Genomic DNA, 18727 nt, shown 5'->3' on the forward strand with positions numbered 1-18727 from the left:
GCGCGGGGTTTTTTATTGCCACATTTTCCCGTAATGACGTGCTACAGTGTCAAAAAGCGGTCTTTTGAGGAGTCTGTATCGTGCCTGGTTTGAAGATTTCGATTTTGCAGCAACCTTTAGTGTGGATGGATGGCCCCGCCAATCTGCGCCACTTTGATCGTCAACTGGAAGAGATTACCGGGCGCGATGTGATTGTCCTGCCGGAGATGTTCACGACCGGCTTCGCCATGGAAGCGGCACAACAGTCAATGCCGCAGGATGAGGTGGTCGCCTGGATGCATGCCAAAGCGCAGCAGACCAACGCGCTAATCGCCGGGAGCGCCGCTCTGCAAACGGATCGCGGGCCGGTGAACCGCTTCCTGCTGGTGGAGCCGGAAGGGAACGTGCATTTTTACGATAAACGCCACCTGTTCCGCATGGCGGATGAGCATCATCACTATGAAGCGGGTCACGAGCGCGTGGTGTTCGAGTGGCGCGGCTGGCGTATTTTGCCGCTGGTCTGCTACGACCTGCGCTTCCCGGTGTGGTCGCGCAACCGCAACGATTACGACCTGGCGCTGTATGTTGCCAACTGGCCTGCACCGCGCTCCCTGCACTGGCAGTCGCTGCTGGTAGCGCGCGCGATTGAGAACCAGGCTTACGTGGTGGGCTGTAACCGTGTGGGGACGGACGGCAACGGGCATCACTACCGCGGCGACAGCCGGGTGGTGAATCCGCAGGGCGAGATCATTGCCACCGCCGAGCCACATCAGGCGACGCGGATTGATGCGGAGCTGTCGTTGACGGCGCTGCAGGAGTATCGCGAGAAGTTTCCGGCCTGGCAGGATGCAGATCCGTTTAGCATTGGGTGAAATTTTCCCCTCTCCCAACGGGAGAGGGAGGATAAAACATTAACTCACCAGCGCCTGCCCGTCTTTGCGGCTTTCCGTCGCGGCCACGTAGTGTCCTTCCGGCAGGCGATAAATCACCTGCGCCCCGCCGAAGTTGTAATCCTGAAGCGGATCTTCCACCACGATCTGATGACCCCGCTCGCGCAGCGCGGCGATGGTATTGCGATCGAAGGTCGATTCAACGATCACCTCCCTGCCCTGCACCACGCGCCAGCGCGAGGCATCAATTGCCGCCTGCGGGTTTTGCCCGTGCAGCATAATGCGCAGCGCCATCTGCATGTGCCCCTGCGCCTGCATCGGGCCGCCCATCACGCCAAAGGACATCAGCGGCTGGCCGCTGCCGTCCATCGCAAAGCCCGGAATGATGGTGTGGAACGGGCGCTTGCTGCCCGCCAGCGCGTTCGGGTGATTAGGATCCAGCACAAACCCGCAGCCCCGGTTTTGCAGGCTGATCCCCGTATCCGGCACCACAATGCCTGAACCAAAGCCCATATAATTGGACTGAATAAACGAAACCATCATCCCGCTGGCGTCGGCGGTGCTGATGTAGACCGTGCCGCTCTGGGTCGGGGAGCCGTAGACAAAATCAGAGGCCTTGTCGCGATCGATAAGCGCCGCGCGCGACTTCAGATAATGGTCGCTCAGCAGCTCTTTCGCCGCGAACGCCATGTGTTCTTCATCCGCCACGTAGCGGTCGAGATCCGCCAGCGCCAGCTTCATCGCCTCAATGGACAGGTGCAGGGACTGCACGGAATCCGGATGATGCTTCTCAATGCCGCACTGCTCCAGAATGCCGAGCGCAATCAGCGTGGCGATCCCCTGGCCGTTAGGCGGCAGCTCCTGCACCGAACCGCCCGCGAAGTCGCGCGACAGCAGCTCAACCCAGTCCACGCGATGGTTTGCCAGATCCTCAGCCGTCAGGTGCGCGCCGTGCTCTTTGGCGAAGGCGGCGATTTTCTGCGCCAGCTCGCCGCGGTAAAAGGCGTCACCGTTGGTGCGGGCAATCAGCTCCAGCGAGTTCGCCTGCGCCGGGTTGCGGAAGATTTCCCCCACGCGCGGGGCGCGGCCTTCCGGCGCGAAGCAGGCGCTGAAGCCCGGCTGATCTTTCAGCTTGTTATAGCCGCGCTGCCAGAGATGGCCAATCAGCGGAGAAACCGGAAAACCGTTGCGCGCATAGTCGATGGCAGGCTGCGCCAGCGTGGTCAGCGGCAGCGTGCCGAAGCGTTCCGCCAGCGCGACCCAGCCGGATACCGCCCCCGGCACGGTCACCGCGTCCCAGCCGATTTCCGGCACCGCGGTTTTTCCGGCAAACAGATCCGCATGCCAGCTGGCAGGCGAACGACCGGACGCGTTCAGACCGTGCAGCTTTTCGCCGTCCCAGACGATGGCAAAGGCGTCGCTGCCGATCCCGTTACCGGTCGGCTCAACCACCGTCAGCGCCATCGCGGTGGCAATGGCCGCATCCACGGCGTTGCCGCCCAACTGCAGCATTTTCATTCCCGCCTGCGCCGCCAGCGGCTGCGACGTGGCGACGGCGTTATGGCCCATCATCGGCGGGCGGCGTGAAGCGTAACCGGACGTAAAATCAAGCGCTTTGGTCATCATGACTCCTTAGTCGTGGCGCGGATCGAGCGCATCGCGCAGCCCGTCGCCGAGTAAATTAAAGCCCTGCACGGCAAGGAAAATCGCCACGCCGGGGAAAACGGACATCCACGGCGCCTGCTCAAGAAACCCTTTCGCGGTGTTGAGCATGGAGCCCCATGACGGATTGGGCGGCTGCTGCCCCAGCCCTAAAAACGACAGGCTGGCTTCGGCGATAATCGCCGAGGCAATCGCCAGCGTGGCCTGCACCAGGATCGGTGACATCACGTTTGGCAGGACGTATTTAATGATGATCCAGCGATCCGGCAGGCCAATCGCCCGCGCGCCGTCGATATACTCTTCGTTGCGAATGGCGATCACCTGCCCGCGCGTCAGGCGAGCGAAGATCGGCATAGCCGAAAGACCGATGGCGATCATGGCGTTCGTCAGGCTCGGGCCCAAAAATGCCCCCAGCGCGATAGCCATGATCAGGAACGGACAGGCCAGCAGCGCCTCGATAAAGCGCGAGATCACCCCGTCCCACATCTTCTGGAAGTAACCCGCCACCAGCCCCAGCGGCACGCCGATAACCACCGCAATCACCACCGACATACAGCCCGCCATAAGCGAGGTGCGCGCTCCCCAGATAATGCGGGATAAAATGTCGCGCCCCAGCTCGTCGGTGCCGAACCAGTACATCGCCGACGGCGCTTTGCGCACCGCCAGGAAGTTGGCCTTGACCGGGTCGAACGGGGCGATCCACGGCGCCAGCAGCGCCACCAGTACAAAGAATCCCACCACCACCGCGCCAATCACCGCGCTTTTGTTGGCGAGGAATTTCTTCAGCACCCGATTTTGCGCGCGCGGCAGCGCGGGCGTAACGGTTTGCGTCGTCAGTTCCGCCATGGTTAACCTCGCATTTTCGGGTTGATAAGGACGTAGAGCACGTCGGCCAGCAGGTTGAGCATCAGGAAGCCGATCGCCACGATCAGCACCACGCCCTGCACCACCGCGTAGTCACGGTTAAATACCGAGTCGACGATCATCTTGCCGAAGCCCGGAATGGTGAAAACCTGCTCGGTCAGCACCGCGCCGCCCAGCAGCTCGCCGAACAGCAGCGTGGTGAGGGTGATGACCGGTACCAGCGCGTTGCGAAACGCGTGCTTCAGGATCACCGCCTTTGGCAGCAGCCCCTTAGCGCGCGCGGTGCGGATGTAATCCGCCTTCAGGACCGCAATCATCGAGGCGCGGGTATGGCGCATCAGCGTCGCCGCAAGGCCGGTTCCGAGCACGGACGCGGGCAGCAGCAGCGTGCGCAGGTTCTGGAGCGGATCTTCACTGAACGGCACGTAGCCGGACGCGGGCAGCCACTGCAGGTTCACCGAGAAGACCAGAATCAGCAGGATCCCCAGCCAGAAGTGCGGGATCGAGATCCCCGAGATCGCCACGAAGTTCGCCCCGTGATCGACCCAGCTGTTTTTGTTCACCGCCGCGAGGATCCCCATGCTGATGCCAAACACCAGCGCAATAATCATCGCCAGCAGGGACAGCTCCAGCGTGACCGGCAGCTTGCTGGCGATCAGCTGCGTCACCGGTTCGTGCGTGCGTAAGGAGACGCCCAGATCGCCCTGCAGCGCCCGCGTCAGCCAGTGGAAATACTGCACGGGAATGGGCGCATCGAGATTCAGCTCCGCGCGCAGCTGGGCGATGACCGCCGGGTCGCGCTCCTCCCCGGCCATGGCGATCAGCGGGTCGCCGGGCAGCAGCTTTTGCAGCCCGAACACCATCATGCTCACCAGCAATAGCGTCGGGACGGCCAGCAGCAGACGTTTGCAAATCAGTTCCAGCATGGGTTCTCCTCAGGACCTTTATTTTGCCAGCGTCAAACCCGCCAGACGCACGATGCCGTCCGGGTACGGCTTAAAGCCCTGTACGCTTTTGTTCAGCCCGAAAATGCGCGGCTCGAAGTAGAGGTAGGCAATCGGCATGTCGGTTTGCAGCTGCTTCACCACCTTGTCGTACAGCGGCTGGCGTGCGGCCTGATCGGTGCTCTGGCGCGCCTGGGTCAGCCACTCATCCACCTGCGCGTTGCTGTAGCGGCCGTCGTTAAGCGTGCCTTTGCTGTTGATAAAGCCGTAGATGCTGCCGTCCGGATCCGGGCGTCCCGACCAGCCGGAGAAGCTCAGCTGATAGTCGCCGCTCTGCTGGCGATCGAGCAGCGTGGCGAATTCGGTCATCTGCAGGTTCAGGTTAAATCCGGCCTCGGCGACCATCGCCTGCAGCACCTGGCCCACCTGCTGTGAGGTTGGGTTGTTCGGCACCAGCAGGTTGACGGTCAGCGGCGCGGTAATGCCTGCTGCCTTCAGCAGCGCTTTGGCTTTGTCGACGTCACGCGGCGGAACCGGCAGATTCACGTGATACGGGCTGACCGGGGAAAACGCCTGGTTGGCCGGGGTGTAGAGCCCTTCAAAGACCACCTGGTTTAACGCATCGCGGTCGATGGCCTGAGAAAACGCCTCGCGCACGCGGGCGTCCTTGAACGGATCGTTCGCCGGCACCTTGCCGTTGTTGATGTTGAAGGTGATGCCCTGATAGCCGAGACCGGTTACCTTCGCCAGCGCCAGCTTGCTGTCGGCTTCGACGGTTTTCACGTCGCTGGCGGCGATCCCTTCGGTCAGGTCAAGATCGCCCGCCCGCAGGTTCGCGAGGCGCACGGAGGCATCCGGGATCGGCAGATAGATGATTTTATCGAAGTGGTAGGCGTCTTTGTTCCAGTAGTTGTCGAAGCGGGTCAGAACGATGCGGTCCTGGGACACGCGGCTGTCGAATTTATACGGGCCGGAGCAGACCGGGTGGGCGGCAAAGTCAGGCTTTTTCGCCGCCTCGGGGGCCATCATCGCGCCCGCGCGGTCGGTGAGCTGCATCAGCAGCGCCGCATCCGGCGTTTTCAGGTGCAGCGCAATCTGCATCGGGCCGGTGACCTCGACCGATTCAACGGAAGAGATTTCGCTTTTACGCAGCGAGCCTTTTAGCGTCAGGGCGCGGTCGAGGTTGTATTTTGCGGCGGCGGCATCGAATTTCTCACCGTCGTGGAAGGTGACGCCTTCGCGCAGATTAAGCGTCAGGGTTTTACCGTCGTCACTCCACGCCCAGTCTTTAGCCAGGCCGGGGACGACCTTCAGATTTTCATCTACGTCCACCAGCCTGTCGCACAGGGAGGCAAACACGAAGCGGCCATAGTAGGTGCGCGCCAGATGCGGGTCGAGCATGTCCGGGTCAGCGCCCAGGCCGATCCGCAGCACGCTTTCAGAATGGGCGGGCAGCGCCGCGCCAAGCAACATAACACTTCCCAGTACGGTCAAAAGAGAATTACGCATTGTCATTATCATGAGTTCCTTGAAGGAAGGGACGAGTGAGTGGCCGCGTGTTCAAACAGCGCGCGGCGGCGCAGAAAGGCGGCGGATGGTGGTGCGATCTGAATAACGCTGCGATCGCGGTTGATCTCCTGCCAGCGATGACAGGCAACCTGACGTCCACCGTCGAGCACCTGATTGATCGGCTCAACCTGGCGGCATTCATCGGTAACGTACGGGCAGCGGGTGTGGAAACGGCAGCCGGACGGCGGGCTGGCCGGGTTGGGCAGATCCCCCTGCAGCAGCGGCGCTTCGCGTTCAGCACCCGGCTGCATCTGCGGCGCCGAGGCGATCAGCGCCTGCGTATAGGGGTGCAGCGGCGCGTCAAAAATCTCGTCGACGGTGGCAAGCTCAACGATTTGCCCGAGATACATAACCGCCACGCGGTCGCTCATATGGCGGATCACCGCCAGACCGTGGGCGACAATCACCATCGTCAGCCCCAGCTGGTGCTTCAGGCTCTCCAGCAGATTGACCACCTGCGCCTGAACGGAGACGTCCAGCGCAGATACCGGCTCGTCACCCAGCAGCAGCTTCGGTCCTGAGGCCAGCGCACGCGCAATGCCGATACGCTGGCGCTGCCCGCCGGAAAACTCGTGCGGATAGCGCCCGGCCCAGGCGGCAGGCAGGCCTACGGTTTTGAGCAGCTCGGCAACGCGGTACTGGCGATCCGCTTTTTTCATGTTCTGATGCAGCCACAGCGGCTCCCCGACGATCTGCTCCACCGTCATGCGCGGGTTGAGCGAGGCGAAGGGATCCTGAAAAATAATCTGCAGCTCGCGCCGGAGCTGGTTCAGGCGTGCCCCCGATGCATGCGTGATCTCTTCCCCCTGGTAGAACACGCGCCCTTCGCTGGCGGCCAGCAGGCGCAGCAGCAGACGGCCGAGCGTAGATTTCCCGGAGCCGGACTCGCCGACAATCGCCAGCGTTTCGCCCGGCATCACGGCAAGCGAAACGCGATCGACCGCCGTGACAAACCGTGCCGGGGTAAAGAGTTTTTTGGGGCCGGGGAAAAGCTTGCTGAGGTCACGGGCTTCAAGAATGGGCGTGGTCATGCGATTTCTCCCAGGGCAATGTGCTGTTCGAGCGGCACGCGGAAGCAGGCGACCTGATGGCCCGCGCCGAGCGAGGTGAGCGATGGCTTTTCAGCATGGCAGCGCGTCTGCGCAAAGGGGCATCGCGTCGCGAAACGGCAGCCTTTCGGCATGGATTCCGGGAGCGGGACCGCGCCGGGAATGGTGGAGAGCTGGCCCTTGCGTGCGCCCAGCGAGGGGATCGACCCCATCAGGCCGATGGTGTACGGGTGCTGCGGATCGGCAAAGATGGCCTCCACGCTCCCCTGCTCCACCACCTGCCCGGCATACATCACGGCGACCTGCTGGGCGACTTCTGCCACGACGCCTAAATCGTGGGTGATCATCAGCACCGCCGTGCCGGTTTCCTCTTTTAAGGCGTTGAGCAAGGCGAGGATTTGCGCCTGGATGGTGACGTCGAGCGCGGTGGTGGGTTCATCAGCAATCAGCAGTTTGGGGTGGTTAATCAGCGCCATCGCAATCATCACGCGCTGGCGCATGCCGCCGGAAAGCTGGTGGGGATATGCTTTCAGGCGCATCTCGGCCGCCGGGATCTGCACCTTCTCGAGGATCTGCAGCGCGACCTTCATCGCCTCTGCGCGCGAGACGTTCTGGTGCCGCATAACCGCTTCGCTAAGCTGATCGCCCAGCGTAAACGCCGGATTGAGCGAGGTCATCGGCTCCTGGAAAATCATGGCCAGCTCGCTGCCGCGCAGGTCGGCATATTCCCGCGGCGAGAGCTTTCGCAGATCGTGGCGGCGAAACTGCATCTCACCGCTGACAATCTGCGCGCTGGCGGGCAGTAACCCCATCAGCGCTAACGAGGTAATACTTTTCCCGCAGCCGGACTCTCCCACCAGCGCCAGCGTTTCGCCCGCTTTGACCGTCAGGGAAATGCCGTCAAGCACGCTCACCGGCGAGCCGGAAAACCTGACGTTGAGATTATTCAGCCGCAATACGGGCGTGGCGTCCTTAAAGGGTATTGTCGTCATGGCGTGAAGTCGTCCTCGAGGTGGATCGCCTGAATCAGGGCGGTTTGCAGGCTAAGCAGGTGTTCGCGCATGGCGGTCGCGGCTTCATTAGGCTGGCGATGGATAATCGCAGACATGATCTTATGGTGGTGGTCGTTATAGCTGTCGACACGTTCGGGGGTGCGTGCCAGCTCGCGCAGATGCTGCCAGCCCGGTTCACGCCGCACGGCATCAATGGCATCAAACAGGCCGAGCATCAGACGGTTGCCCGCCGCCTCGGCAATCGCCCGGTGAAAGGCGCTATCCCAGAGTTCGTTGAGATCGCGGTCATCCGGGCTGACCTTATCGATGCGTTCCAGCATGCGCTGCATGAGCGCGAGGTTTTCCCTGGTGGCACGCAGTGCCGCAAGCCGGGCTAAGCCGGGTTCGAGCTGTAAACGAGCTTCCATTACTTCCAGAAGGTTGGTCTGCTGAACCAATCCCTGAAGGGCCAGCGGTTCAACAGGTGCAGCCGGGCCAATAAAGGTCCCTTTGCCCTGTTTACGCCAGATGCGCCCTTCTTCTTCCAGCACGTCCAGCGCACGACGCACTTCACGTCGTCCTACGCCGAGAGTGTCCGACAGCTCACGTTCCGTGGGCAGCGGTATGCCTGGTGTTGACTCATGCTGGTTGATAAGCCCGCGCAACTGCTCAAGCGCGGTGCTGGAATTGGCCAGAAACCGTGACGGTTTTTCCATATTGGTTCGCTCGCTTTCATCATGACTTTATTTTTATTAACGATAAGTTATTGATATAGAATGAAGCTTATCGTGCTAATGATTAAGCAATAACCAAACCAATAATTAATTGGTTCGGTATATTTTTGGAAAGCAGGAGATAACCAGATGATTATGCGTGAATTATTTTTACAGAAAGAAGCATTCTGAATGAGGTGCGAAGAGAGGAGTGATGGAGAAATGCACAATTACAGTGCAAATAATGCACTATACCCGTGCAATTGTTAATAAATTGCACTATGAATATTAACTTTTTGTTAACGATAAAGGAAAGAATGAGATTACTGAAGGCTGAAACGACGAAAGCCTGAATCATTTCTGATTCAGGCTTTCTGAATAGTGGCGGAACGGACGGGACTCGAACCCGCGACCCCCTGCGTGACAGGCAGGTATTCTAACCGACTGAACTACCGCTCCACTGTTCCCGTTTGGGGAACGAGGCGCATATTACGGTGCGCCTCCGATCTCGTCAACGCTTTTTCTCACGTTTTGAATCGTTTGCTGCAAAAATCGCCCAAACGATGATTTTACAGGCATTAAGGCGTTTTTCAGGCGCGCCACAAACAGCTGCCGCCCTTCTTCTGGACCAGATCAAGCCGGGATTCGTGGTTAAGAAGCTCTTCATCACTGGCTAAAACAACCCGCAAGCGACTGGCCTGACGAACAACACGCTGAATGCCCGCTTCGCCTTGCGTCTGCTGGGATTCATTTTCCATACTGAACTTCATTGACGTCTGCCCGCCGGTCATCGTCAGATAGACATCGGCCAGGATCTGGGCATCGAGCAACGCCCCGTGGAGCGTTCGCTTGGTATTGTCTATCTCGTAGCGCGAGCAGAGTGCGTCCAGGCTGTTACGCTTGCCGGGGAACATCTTCCTTGCCAGCGCCAGGCTGTCCGTCACCTTACAGAAAGTGTTCGTCTTCGGGATATCACGATTAAGCTTGCTGAATTCATAGTCCATAAAGCCGATATCGAACGATGCGTTATGGATGACAAGCTCGGCGCCCCTGATATATTCCAGGAACTCGTCAGCGACATCCGCAAAAGTCGGCTTATCCAGCAAGAACTCATCGGCAATCCCGTGAACGCCGAACGCTTCCGGATCCACCAGCCGGTCGGGTTTGAGGTAGACGTGGAAGTTGTTCCCCGTAAGACGACGGTTCACCACTTCAACGGCGCCGATCTCGATGATCTTATGCCCTTCGTAGTGCGCGCCGATTTGGTTCATACCGGTGGTTTCGGTATCGAGGACAATCTGGCGAGTAATTGCAGTGCTCATAGCGGTCATTTATGTCAGACTTATCGTTTAACTGAACGTTTCGAATACAGGAAGTCTACCAGAGATGCGTAAACAGGTAGAAATTTTCACCGATGGATCTTGTCTCGGTAACCCAGGGCCCGGCGGCTACGGCGCGATTATGCGCTATCGACAGCACGAAAAAACCTTTAGCGAAGGCTATTTTCTGACCACCAACAACCGGATGGAGCTGATGGCGGCCATCGTGGCGCTGGAGGCGTTAAAAGAACATTGTGACGTGGTGTTAAGCACCGACAGTCAGTACGTGCGTCAGGGGATCACCCAGTGGATCCATAACTGGAAAAAACGCGGCTGGAAAACCGCCGATAAGAAGCCGGTCAAGAACGTCGATCTCTGGAAACGTCTTGATGCTGCGCTGGGTCAACACCAGATTAAGTGGGAGTGGGTTAAAGGCCACGCAGGCCACCCGGAAAACGAACGCTGCGACGAACTGGCGCGTGCTGCGGCATCCAATCCCGCCCATGAAGATGCGGGCTATCAGCCCGACGTCTAATCGGTTTTTTTGTACTGCCGCGTGGCGCCGACGGTCTGGCGGATGGGCGTTTTCGACTTGCTCTGCTTCATGGGGTTAAGCGTAAGCGGAATGGTTCGCTTACGCGCAACGATAAACTGCAAACAGCCCAACGCGGGGAGATGGGTGCTCAGTACCACGCCCCCCTGCCTCGCCCAGGGCAGCACCTGAAAACCGCCGTAGCAAAGCACTTCAAAGTTCAGCAGTGAAAGCCAGTCGAGCTGACGCATCATGGTGAACATTCGGCTGTTGTAAGGTGGAGTCCGGCGTAGCACCGGTACCAGCTTACGCAGGCCCATCAGGCTTAGCGGATTGAATCCGCTAAGTACCAGCCAGCCGTCATCAATCAGCACGCGATCGGCTTCACGAAGCAGACGATGCGGATCGCTGCACCAGGGTAACGTGTGTGCGAGCAAACACGCATCGACGGATTTTTCCGCAAACGGCAGATGCAACGGGTCTGCTTTCACCTGAACCGGCGATCCGCCGAGAGAGACGTTAACCTGATGCGAGATAGCGCAGCTTTCGGTATTGATTTCCGCGCTGAGATTGCCAATCTTAAGCAGGTGAAAGCCATACATTTTCGCGAGCCAGGGCTTCAACTGCTGTTCTAACGCTTCGCGATAGTATTCACCCCAGGGCAATTCCGCCCAACGTTCCGGTGCTGCGACAGTCTGAGGTATCCTTGCCGGTTTCATCAAAACACCCGCCACGCTCTAAGAGGTAATGTATGAATCTTATCAGTATTCCAGCGTTTCAGGACAATTACATCTGGGTTTTGGTTGACGACGATCGCCGCTGCGTCATTGTCGATCCCGGAGAATCCGCCCCTGTACTGCACGCCATAAAAGAGAACGGCTGGCAGCCAGAAGCCATTCTGTTGACGCATCATCATAACGATCACACTGGCGGCATGCCTGAACTGCGCGCTCATTTTCCGCATCTTGTGGTTTACGGACCGGCAGAGGCACAAGATAAGGGGATCACGCAAGTAGTCGAAGAAGGCGAAAATATCCTCATACGCGAGTGGGAGTTTTCCGTATTTGCTACACCGGGTCACACTTTGGGACATCTGTGTTTCTACAGTAAGCCTTATCTTTTTTGCGGCGATACGCTGTTCTCCGGAGGCTGCGGAAGACTGTTTGAAGGCACACCAGCTCAAATGTACCAGTCTTTACAGAAGATTAACGCATTGCCCGATGACACCGTTATTTGTTGCGCCCATGAGTATACATTAGGAAATATGAAGTTTTCCGTGAGCCTCTTACCCGAGGATCGAGCGATTCAGGATTATTATCACAAAGTGAAGGAGTTACGTGCAAAAAACCAAAAAACACTCCCCGTAATTCTGAAAAACGAGCGCCAAATTAATTTATTTTTACGCACAGATGATATTGATTTAATTAATAAAATTAACCAAGAAACAAATTTGCAACAACCAGAACAACGATTTGCATGGTTAAGGTCAAAGAAAGATAACTTCAGATAATTGCGGGTTGCCTTTTCAAAATTTCGCCGTTATCATCGCTCGTCTTTTAAGCAACTATTGACACACACATGAAGGCAAAAGCGATATTACTCGCCTCTGTCCTGCTTGTAGGTTGCCAGTCGCAAAACGGCAGCAACGTACAACAGCACGCACAGAGCCTTTCTGCGGCTGGTCAAGGGGAAGCAGGGAAGTTTGCAAGTTCGGCGCGCTGGATGGACGATGGAACATCTTACGCGCAGGATCAAGACTTGTGGACCTCTATAGGCGACGAGCTAAAGATGGGAATTCCGGAAAATCCCCGGATTCGCGAACAGAAACAGAAGTATTTAAGTAATAAGAGCTATCTCCACGATGTAACGTTACGGGCAGAGCCGTATATGTACTGGATAGCCGGGCAAGTTAAGAAACGTAACATGCCTATGGAGCTGGTACTCCTACCCATAGTGGAGAGCGCTTTTGACCCACACGCGACGTCTGGCGCCAATGCCGCAGGCATTTGGCAGATCATTCCGAGCACCGGGCGAAACTATGGTCTGAAACAGACCCGCAACTATGATGCGCGTCGCGATGTTGTCGCTTCAACGACAGCCGCTCTCGACATGATGCAACGTCTGAACAAGATGTTTGACGGCGACTGGCTGTTAACGGTCGCAGCGTATAATAGTGGCGAAGGTCGTGTACTGAAGGCAATGAAAGCGAATAAAGCACGGGGTAAATCCACCGATTTTTGGTCGCTCTCACTGCCACAGGAAACAAAGATTTACGTACCGAAAATGCTGGCATTGAGCGATATTCTCAAGAACAGCAAGCGTTACGGTGTACAACTGCCAACACCAGACGAAAGTCGTGCACTGGCGCGTGTTCGCCTCAGTAATCCGGTTGATATTCAACAGGTTGCTGATATGACGGGTATGTCGGTAAGTAAATTGAAAACCTTTAATGCTGGCGTTAAAGGCTCAACCCTGGGGGCAAGTGGCCCGCAGTATGTAATGGTTCCGCAGAAACATGCTGAGCAGTTACGTGAGTCTTTAGCTTCTGGTGAAATCGCCGCCGTTCAGTCAACGCTGATCGCGGATGCATCATCAGTTAACAGCCGCAGTTATAAGGTTCGTTCAGGTGATACGCTTTCGGGCATTGCTTCACGTCTTGGCGTGAATGCGAAAGATCTGCAGCAGTGGAATAACCTGCGCAGCTCCGGCCTGAAAGTGGGTCAGACTCTGACGGTGGGTGCAGGTAGCAGCGCACAGCGTCTCGCCAGCAACAGCGATAGCATTACCTATCGCGTGCGCAAGGGCGATTCACTGTCCAGTATCGCAAAACGGCACGGCGTAAACATCAAGGATGTGATGCGCTGGAACAATGATACTGACAATCTGAAACCTGGCGACCAGCTGACGCTGTTTGTGAAGAACAGCGCGACGCCAGACTCCTGATAACACGATCGAAAGATAAAAAGGCACCGATTCCCCTCGGTGCCTTTTTTGTTTATTCCGCTTTTTGCGCTTCGGCCATGATGGTATCGCTGGTAAACGATCCATCTTCCTGCAGTTCAAAGTACGCCTTTACCTCCGCGGACGCACTCTCCTGATAGAGCCTGATCGCCTGGCTCAATGCTTCCGGGGTGCGCATACGCGCGATCCAGGAGCTGAACTCCAGCGGTAAGCGATCGGTAATCAACGCACGCGCGATCAGCCCCGCTTCAGTGATAAGCGACAACCACTCTCCGCTGGCGTAGTTTTGCACGTGCGAGGTATCACGCAGCGCTTCTACCGTCTGCAGCCAGATATTGCGTACCGGGTGTCCAGGAGACATTACATCCATAATGATGAAGGTGCCGCCCGGCTTAAGAACACGTTTGACCTCGCGCAATGCCTGGCCGACATCATGCCAGTGATGCGCGGAATAACGGCTGATTACCACTTCAAACGACGCATCTTCGAACGGTAAGGATTCGGCATAGCCCTGGCGCGTATCGATGTTGTCCAGCCCCTTCGCTTTCGCCGCCCCGGCAACGACGTCCAGCATCTGGCTGGATAAGTCATACGCGGTAACGTGCGCGACCTGCTGCGCAGCCGTAAAGCTGGCATGCCCTGCCCCGCAGCCTAAATCCAGAACGTGCGCCTGCGGGAACGCCGCCAGACGTTCACCGAGACGCACCAGGTCGCGGCCAGAAGCATGCACGGCGCTGCTCAGATAGGCACTTGCCTGAGAACCAAACTGTTTTTCTACGTTGTCATGATGGGAGCGTGTTGTTGTCATCGTACTGTCCTTTGTGAATGAAAAATAAAGGGCAGCTCCCGCGCAGGCCTGCCCCACGGCAGACCTGACACACCATTATTTATCAGGTTTGCCGGGACTGAATTCGACTAGTAGAGGATTATGATCCGAGGCACGCGTCACCAGGACCGAGGCATCGTGCACGCTCAAACCACGATAGAAGACAAAATCGAGAGGACGACCAAAGGCTTTTTTGCGCTGGTCATCGCTAAAACGAACTTCACGCAGCGACATTTCGCGCGCAAAGCGATACAGCGCATTCATGCGCGGACGGCTCCAGGCGTTGAAGTCTCCCGCCATAATGATGGGCCCGCTGTGATGGGCAATCTGATCGCCAATTGGCAGTAACTGCTTGCTATACACATCGACGCCGAGGCTGAAGTTCACCGCGTGGATGTTCACCACCATCAGCATTCGGGTATCCGGCAGCGGATAGACCGTTACCAGCGCCGATTTCGCCAGACGCAGGATCGGTTCACGTTCGCGCAGTGGACAGCAATAGACCGGATGTGCTGCTGAAAGCGTCATCACACCGGAGGGGTGTTGCGGCAGGACAAATGCCGGCACCTGGTCGGCGGCAAGATAGTTGGTGGTGGCAAAGCGTACCAGTTCAGGGGTGGTTTGTGCCTCCTGGAGCAGAACCAGGTGGGCATCTTTGCCGAAATTCTTGAGCACGGATAACCACTCCGCGCGCTGCTGTTTAAAGATATTCCACACCAGGACCCGAATTTTATCATCGCTGCTTAACGGCGTACCGGCGGGCAATGCCTGGCTAATACTCGCAAATGACCCCGGAGGCATAATTCTCTCCGCGGGCATTCCGGCAACATAACGCATGGCATAGGTATTCTTTCGCACTTTTGGAAACAGCCTCTGTAACATGAACCAGCCCGGAAAACGGACTGGTTCTAATGTTATAGGGACTTTAGGTCATACTTTCAACGCAATTTCTGAGAAACCGCTTTCCAGTTTTGTAAGCAAGCACTTACTGATGTTACCCCAGCGCCACCCGTGCTGGCTTATCGAGACGTCCACTCAGGCCAATCAGCAGGAAGGCCACCAGGACAATCACCGCACCAATCCACGGGGTCTGGGTTAATCCGAAGTGTTCGACGGTTTGCCCACCGATGATGGAGCCCAGCGCGATGCCAATATTAAAAGCGGCAATATTCAGGCCGGAAGCCACGTCCACCGCATTAGGCGTATAAAGCTCGGCTTTCTGGACAACGTAGACCTGCAGCCCGGGCACATTACCAAAGGCGAAGATCCCCATGACCAGCACGGTGACCAGCGCGGCGTAGTGTACCGAAGCCGTGAGCTGGAAAATCATCAGCAGAACCACCAGGGCGGCGAAGATAAATTTCAGCGCTGGTACCGCACCATGCTTATCCGCAAGCTTGCCGCCCCAGATATTGCCAATCGCAACGGAAATACCGTATCCCAGCAAAATCCAGCTCACGGCATTGGGTGAGAAGCCCGCCAGGTCCTGCATCATCGGCGCCAGGAAGGTGAAGGCGGTGAATACGCCGCCATAGCCCAGTGCCGTAACCGCGTAGATGATCAGCAAACGCGGATGCGTGAGTACCTTCAGCTGATCGCGCAGGCTGGCGCCCGCCCGACCAGGAATATTCGACGGCACCAGCAGCAGGCTGGCCACCAGGGCGATCACACCCAGTAAGGAGACGGCAAGGAACGTTTCACGCCAGCCGAAGTGTTGTCCGATAAACGTTCCCAACGGTACGCCCGTAACGAGTGCGACGGTCAGCCCACCAAACATAATCGCAATCGCTGAAGCCGCTTTCTCTTTGGGTACCAGGCTGGTCGCAATGGTGGAACCTATCGAGAAGAACACCCCGTGTGCAAGGCCGGTCAACAGACGGGCAATCACCAGCGTGGTGTAGTCAGGCGCCTGCCAGGCCAGAACGTTGCCGGCGGTGAACAGCACCATCAGCGCGACTAACAGCTGCTTACGCGGAAAACGCCCGGTCAGGGCCGTCAGCACTGGCGCACCGACGGCGACGCCAAGGGCGTAGATAGACACCAGCAACCCAGCGGAGGGCAACGAGATCGCAAGCTGGTTAGCAATAGTGGGAACGAGCCCCACGATAACAAATTCGGTTGTGCCAATTGCAAAGGCACTGATCGTCAGGGCAAGTAGCGCCAGTGGCATAAAATACTCCGTATCATCAGGATTAAGATGACAGGCAGTATGCGCCAGTGCTTAAATAACAAAAATGGTCAAAATATCAATAGAATTTTGCAGGTGGTGCAACAATGAAAGCAACATCGGAGGAGCTGACAATCTTTGTCGCCGTCGTTGAAAGCGGCAGCTTTAGCCGCGCGGCCGAACAGTTGGGACAGGCTAACTCGGCCATCAGCCGTTCGGTAAAAAAACTGGAGATGAAGCTTGGAGTGAGTCTGCTCAACCGTACGACGCGGCAGCTGAGCCTGACGGAAGAAGGAGAGCGTTACTTCCGCCGCGTGCAGTCGGTACTGCAGGAGATGGCTGCAGCAGAGACGGAGATTATGGAGACCCGCAGTACGCCGCGTGGATTGCTGCGCATTGATGCGGCCACGCCGGTTGTGCTTCACTTTCTGATGCCGCTGATCAAACCTTTCCGCGAACGCTATCCGGAGATGACGCTTTCGCTGGTCTCCTCAGAGACGTTTATCAACCTCATCGAGCGGAAAGTGGATGTGGCTATCCGGGCGGGAACCCTGACAGATTCAAGCTTGCGCGCCCGCCCTCTGTTTGCCAGCTACCGCAAAATTATCGCATCACCAGAGTATATTGCCGAACATGGTAAACCGGAGACGGTTGAAGAATTGAAGCAGCATCTGTGCCTTGGCTTTACGGAGCCGGTGTCGCTGAACACCTGGCCTGTCGCCTGTCATGATGGTCAACTTCATGAGATTACCTGCGGATTATCCTCAAACAGCGGGGAAACGCTGAAGCAGCTGTGTCTTGAAGGAAATGGTATCGCCTGCTTGTCAGACTATATGATTGACAAGGAGATAGCCCGGGGCGAACTGGTGGAGCTAATGGCCGATAAACGTCTGCCGGTCGAAATGCCTTTTAGCGCGGTGTATTACAGTGACAGAGCAGTGAGCACGCGCATTCGTGCCTTTATTGACTTCCTGAGTGAACATATAAAAACAGCTCCCGGAGGAGCTGTGTGAGGGTTCAGGTTACAGAGGGCGGGTCAAACTTAATCCCAGTCAGGAGCTAAACCTTCCGGGCTTACCAGGCGATCGTTGCACTCCAGCGCTGCGATCGCTTTTTTATCGTCTGCATCCAGATGAAGATCCGCTGCTAACAGGTTGCTGGCCAGGTTTTCACGCTTAGTTGATGATGGGATCACGGCATAACCTTCACCCATTGCCCATGCCAGAATCACCTGCGCGGCAGTCGCGTTATGTTTCTCTGCGATACGCGTAATCACTTCATCTTTCAGCGCTTTACCGTAGGCCAGCGTCATGTATGAGGTGATGTGGATCCCGTGCTGTTTTGCCCAGTCCACGACTTTGCGGTTTTGCAGGTAGGGAGACAGCTCAATCTGATTGGTCGCAATATTTTCTGCACCTACAGCGGCAATGGCTTTTTCCATCAGCGGAATAGTAAAGTTGGAGATCCCAATTTCGCGGGTTAAGCCCTGAGCTTTCGCTTCCAGAAGTGTCTGCATGAATTCTTCCACAGAAACGGCATCGTTCGGTGAGGGCCAGTGGATCAGCGTCAGATCCACGTAGTCAGTACGCAGCTTTTTCAGGCTTTCTTTCAGGCTAGGGATCAGCTTATCTTTGCTGAGATTCTCAATCCAGATTTTCGTGGTGATAAACAGTTCGTTACGCGGTACACCGCTCTCTTCGAGAGCTTGTCCAACGGCAGTTTCATTTTCATAGATCTGTGCCGTATCAACCGCACGATAGCCCAGTTCGAGTGCGGTTTTAACCGATGCGATAACAACGTCGTCTTTCAGGCGGAAAGTGCCCAGACCAAATGCAGGGAGAGTCATACTATTCCTCAATCATTATGTTCGTAAACTGAGGAAGATTATCGCTGGCGTTGTTATAGAGAAAAAGATCGCAAAACGCAGAGGATTTTTGCTAATTTCGCAATAATTAAACGTCAGATAAGAAAAAAGCCCTGAGCGTGAGCTCAGGGCTTTTAATAAGTGGCGGAACGGACGGGACTCGAACCCGCGACCCCCTGCGTGACAGGCAGGTATTCTAACCGACTGAACTACCGCTCCACCGAAGACTGCTGTAACCACCGGATTTATGCACCGGCTTACTACTTAATTTGATGCCTGGCAGTTCCCTACTCTCACATGGGGAGACCCCACACTACCATCGGCGCTACGGCGTTTCACTTCTGAGTTCGGCATGGGGTCAGGTGGGACCACCGCGCTAAAGCCGCCAGGCAAATT

The 18727-nt window shown here is 56.9% G+C and carries 18 protein-coding genes, 2 tRNA genes and 1 rRNA gene; 5 read left to right on the top strand and 16 right to left on the bottom strand.

Translation table 11 applies throughout. From position 1 onward, the window contains the following. Window positions 1-80: 80 nt before the first annotated feature. A complete protein-coding gene (locus NUX24_RS15075; RefSeq protein ID WP_126329149.1) occupies window positions 81-851 on the top strand; it encodes an amidohydrolase in 771 nt (256 codons plus the stop codon). 39 nt (window positions 852-890) lie between these two features. Here the strand turns inward: NUX24_RS15075 and NUX24_RS15080 are convergent, their stop codons facing one another. From NUX24_RS15080 to dnaQ, 9 genes are all read right to left on the bottom strand, one after another. After that, window positions 891-2492 (bottom strand): gamma-glutamyltransferase family protein, encoded by a 1602-nt coding sequence (locus tag NUX24_RS15080; protein WP_257832569.1) that lies wholly within the window; start codon window positions 2490-2492, stop codon window positions 891-893. 9 nt (window positions 2493-2501) lie between these two features. Continuing rightward, a complete protein-coding gene (locus tag NUX24_RS15085) occupies window positions 2502-3377 on the bottom strand; it encodes an ABC transporter permease (protein ID WP_029739694.1) in 876 nt (291 codons plus the stop codon). Between the two features lie 2 nt (window positions 3378-3379). Beyond that, on the bottom strand, window positions 3380-4321 hold the full coding sequence (locus tag NUX24_RS15090; protein ID WP_008500268.1) for an ABC transporter permease: 942 nt from the start codon (window positions 4319-4321) through the stop codon (window positions 3380-3382). 18 nt (window positions 4322-4339) lie between these two features. Then, complete coding sequence (locus NUX24_RS15095; protein ID WP_257832550.1) at window positions 4340-5854, bottom strand: ABC transporter substrate-binding protein; 1515 nt, start codon at window positions 5852-5854, stop codon at window positions 4340-4342. 2 nt (window positions 5855-5856) lie between these two features. After that, a complete protein-coding gene (locus tag NUX24_RS15100; protein ID WP_257832552.1) occupies window positions 5857-6939 on the bottom strand; it encodes an ABC transporter ATP-binding protein in 1083 nt (360 codons plus the stop codon). Continuing rightward, window positions 6936-7949 (bottom strand): ABC transporter ATP-binding protein, encoded by a 1014-nt coding sequence (locus NUX24_RS15105; protein ID WP_257832554.1) that lies wholly within the window; start codon window positions 7947-7949, stop codon window positions 6936-6938. The genes NUX24_RS15100 and NUX24_RS15105 overlap by 4 nt, the downstream gene beginning before the upstream one ends. Next, window positions 7946-8665, bottom strand: a complete 720-nt coding sequence (locus NUX24_RS15110) for a FadR/GntR family transcriptional regulator (protein ID WP_247825656.1) — start codon at window positions 8663-8665, stop codon at window positions 7946-7948. Before NUX24_RS15110 ends, NUX24_RS15105 begins: the two co-directional genes overlap by 4 nt. A 379-nt stretch (window positions 8666-9044) precedes the next feature. Further along, window positions 9045-9121 (bottom strand) — tRNA-Asp (locus tag NUX24_RS15115). 131 nt (window positions 9122-9252) lie between these two features. Further along, on the bottom strand, window positions 9253-9984 hold the full coding sequence (dnaQ, locus tag NUX24_RS15120; RefSeq protein WP_025912581.1) for a DNA polymerase III subunit epsilon: 732 nt from the start codon (window positions 9982-9984) through the stop codon (window positions 9253-9255). 64 nt (window positions 9985-10048) lie between these two features. On the opposite strand from dnaQ, the gene rnhA reads away from it, so the two are divergent. Next, the gene (rnhA, locus tag NUX24_RS15125; protein ID WP_023334599.1) at window positions 10049-10516 is read left to right on the top strand and encodes a ribonuclease HI; all 468 of its coding nucleotides are present in this window, start codon (window positions 10049-10051) and stop codon (window positions 10514-10516) included. Here the strand turns inward: rnhA and NUX24_RS15130 are convergent. Then, window positions 10513-11232: a class I SAM-dependent methyltransferase gene (locus NUX24_RS15130; RefSeq protein ID WP_023310484.1), complete on the bottom strand. Its 720-nt coding sequence runs from the start codon at window positions 11230-11232 to the stop codon at window positions 10513-10515. The two genes, rnhA and NUX24_RS15130, sit on opposite strands and share 4 nt — an antisense overlap. A 32-nt stretch (window positions 11233-11264) precedes the next feature. On the opposite strand from NUX24_RS15130, the gene gloB reads away from it, so the two are divergent. Both gloB and mltD read left to right on the top strand, forming a co-directional pair. Then, entirely contained in the window at window positions 11265-12023 is a 759-nt protein-coding gene (gene gloB / locus NUX24_RS15135) for a hydroxyacylglutathione hydrolase (protein WP_257832560.1), read from the top strand. Window positions 12024-12091: 68 nt separating this feature from the next. Further along, complete coding sequence (gene mltD, locus NUX24_RS15140; RefSeq protein ID WP_032661729.1) at window positions 12092-13456, top strand: murein transglycosylase D; 1365 nt, start codon at window positions 12092-12094, stop codon at window positions 13454-13456. Between the two features lie 52 nt (window positions 13457-13508). Here the strand turns inward: mltD and NUX24_RS15145 are convergent, their stop codons facing one another. The 3 genes from NUX24_RS15145 to NUX24_RS15155 all read right to left on the bottom strand — a co-directional run bounded on the left by NUX24_RS15145 (window position 13509) and on the right by NUX24_RS15155 (window position 16470). Further along, window positions 13509-14282, bottom strand: coding sequence for a class I SAM-dependent methyltransferase (locus tag NUX24_RS15145; RefSeq protein WP_047653254.1), 774 nt, complete (start codon window positions 14280-14282; stop codon window positions 13509-13511). A gap of 75 nt (window positions 14283-14357) precedes the next feature. Then, complete coding sequence (locus NUX24_RS15150) at window positions 14358-15158, bottom strand: endonuclease/exonuclease/phosphatase family protein (protein ID WP_047653284.1); 801 nt, start codon at window positions 15156-15158, stop codon at window positions 14358-14360. A 136-nt stretch (window positions 15159-15294) separates the two neighbouring features. Then, on the bottom strand, window positions 15295-16470 hold the full coding sequence (locus NUX24_RS15155; protein WP_257832564.1) for an MFS transporter: 1176 nt from the start codon (window positions 16468-16470) through the stop codon (window positions 15295-15297). Between the two features lie 104 nt (window positions 16471-16574). Between NUX24_RS15155 and yafC the strand changes: the two genes are divergently transcribed. Further along, on the top strand, window positions 16575-17480 hold the full coding sequence (gene yafC, locus NUX24_RS15160) for a DNA-binding transcriptional regulator YafC (protein ID WP_033144685.1): 906 nt from the start codon (window positions 16575-16577) through the stop codon (window positions 17478-17480). 29 nt (window positions 17481-17509) lie between these two features. Here yafC and dkgB read toward each other — a convergent pair whose 3' ends face one another. From dkgB to rrf, 3 genes are all read right to left on the bottom strand, one after another. Then, a complete protein-coding gene (gene dkgB, locus NUX24_RS15165) occupies window positions 17510-18313 on the bottom strand; it encodes a 2,5-didehydrogluconate reductase DkgB (RefSeq protein ID WP_257832567.1) in 804 nt (267 codons plus the stop codon). Between the two features lie 160 nt (window positions 18314-18473). Next, window positions 18474-18550: transfer RNA gene (locus NUX24_RS15170), tRNA-Asp, on the bottom strand. Between the two features lie 55 nt (window positions 18551-18605). Continuing rightward, window positions 18606-18721: ribosomal RNA gene (rrf, locus tag NUX24_RS15175) — 5S ribosomal RNA — on the bottom strand. Window positions 18722-18727 lie beyond the last annotated feature (6 nt).

The organism is Enterobacter sp. HG048 (assembly GCF_024702055.1).
GTDB classification, from domain to species: domain Bacteria; phylum Pseudomonadota; class Gammaproteobacteria; order Enterobacterales; family Enterobacteriaceae; genus Enterobacter; species Enterobacter dykesii.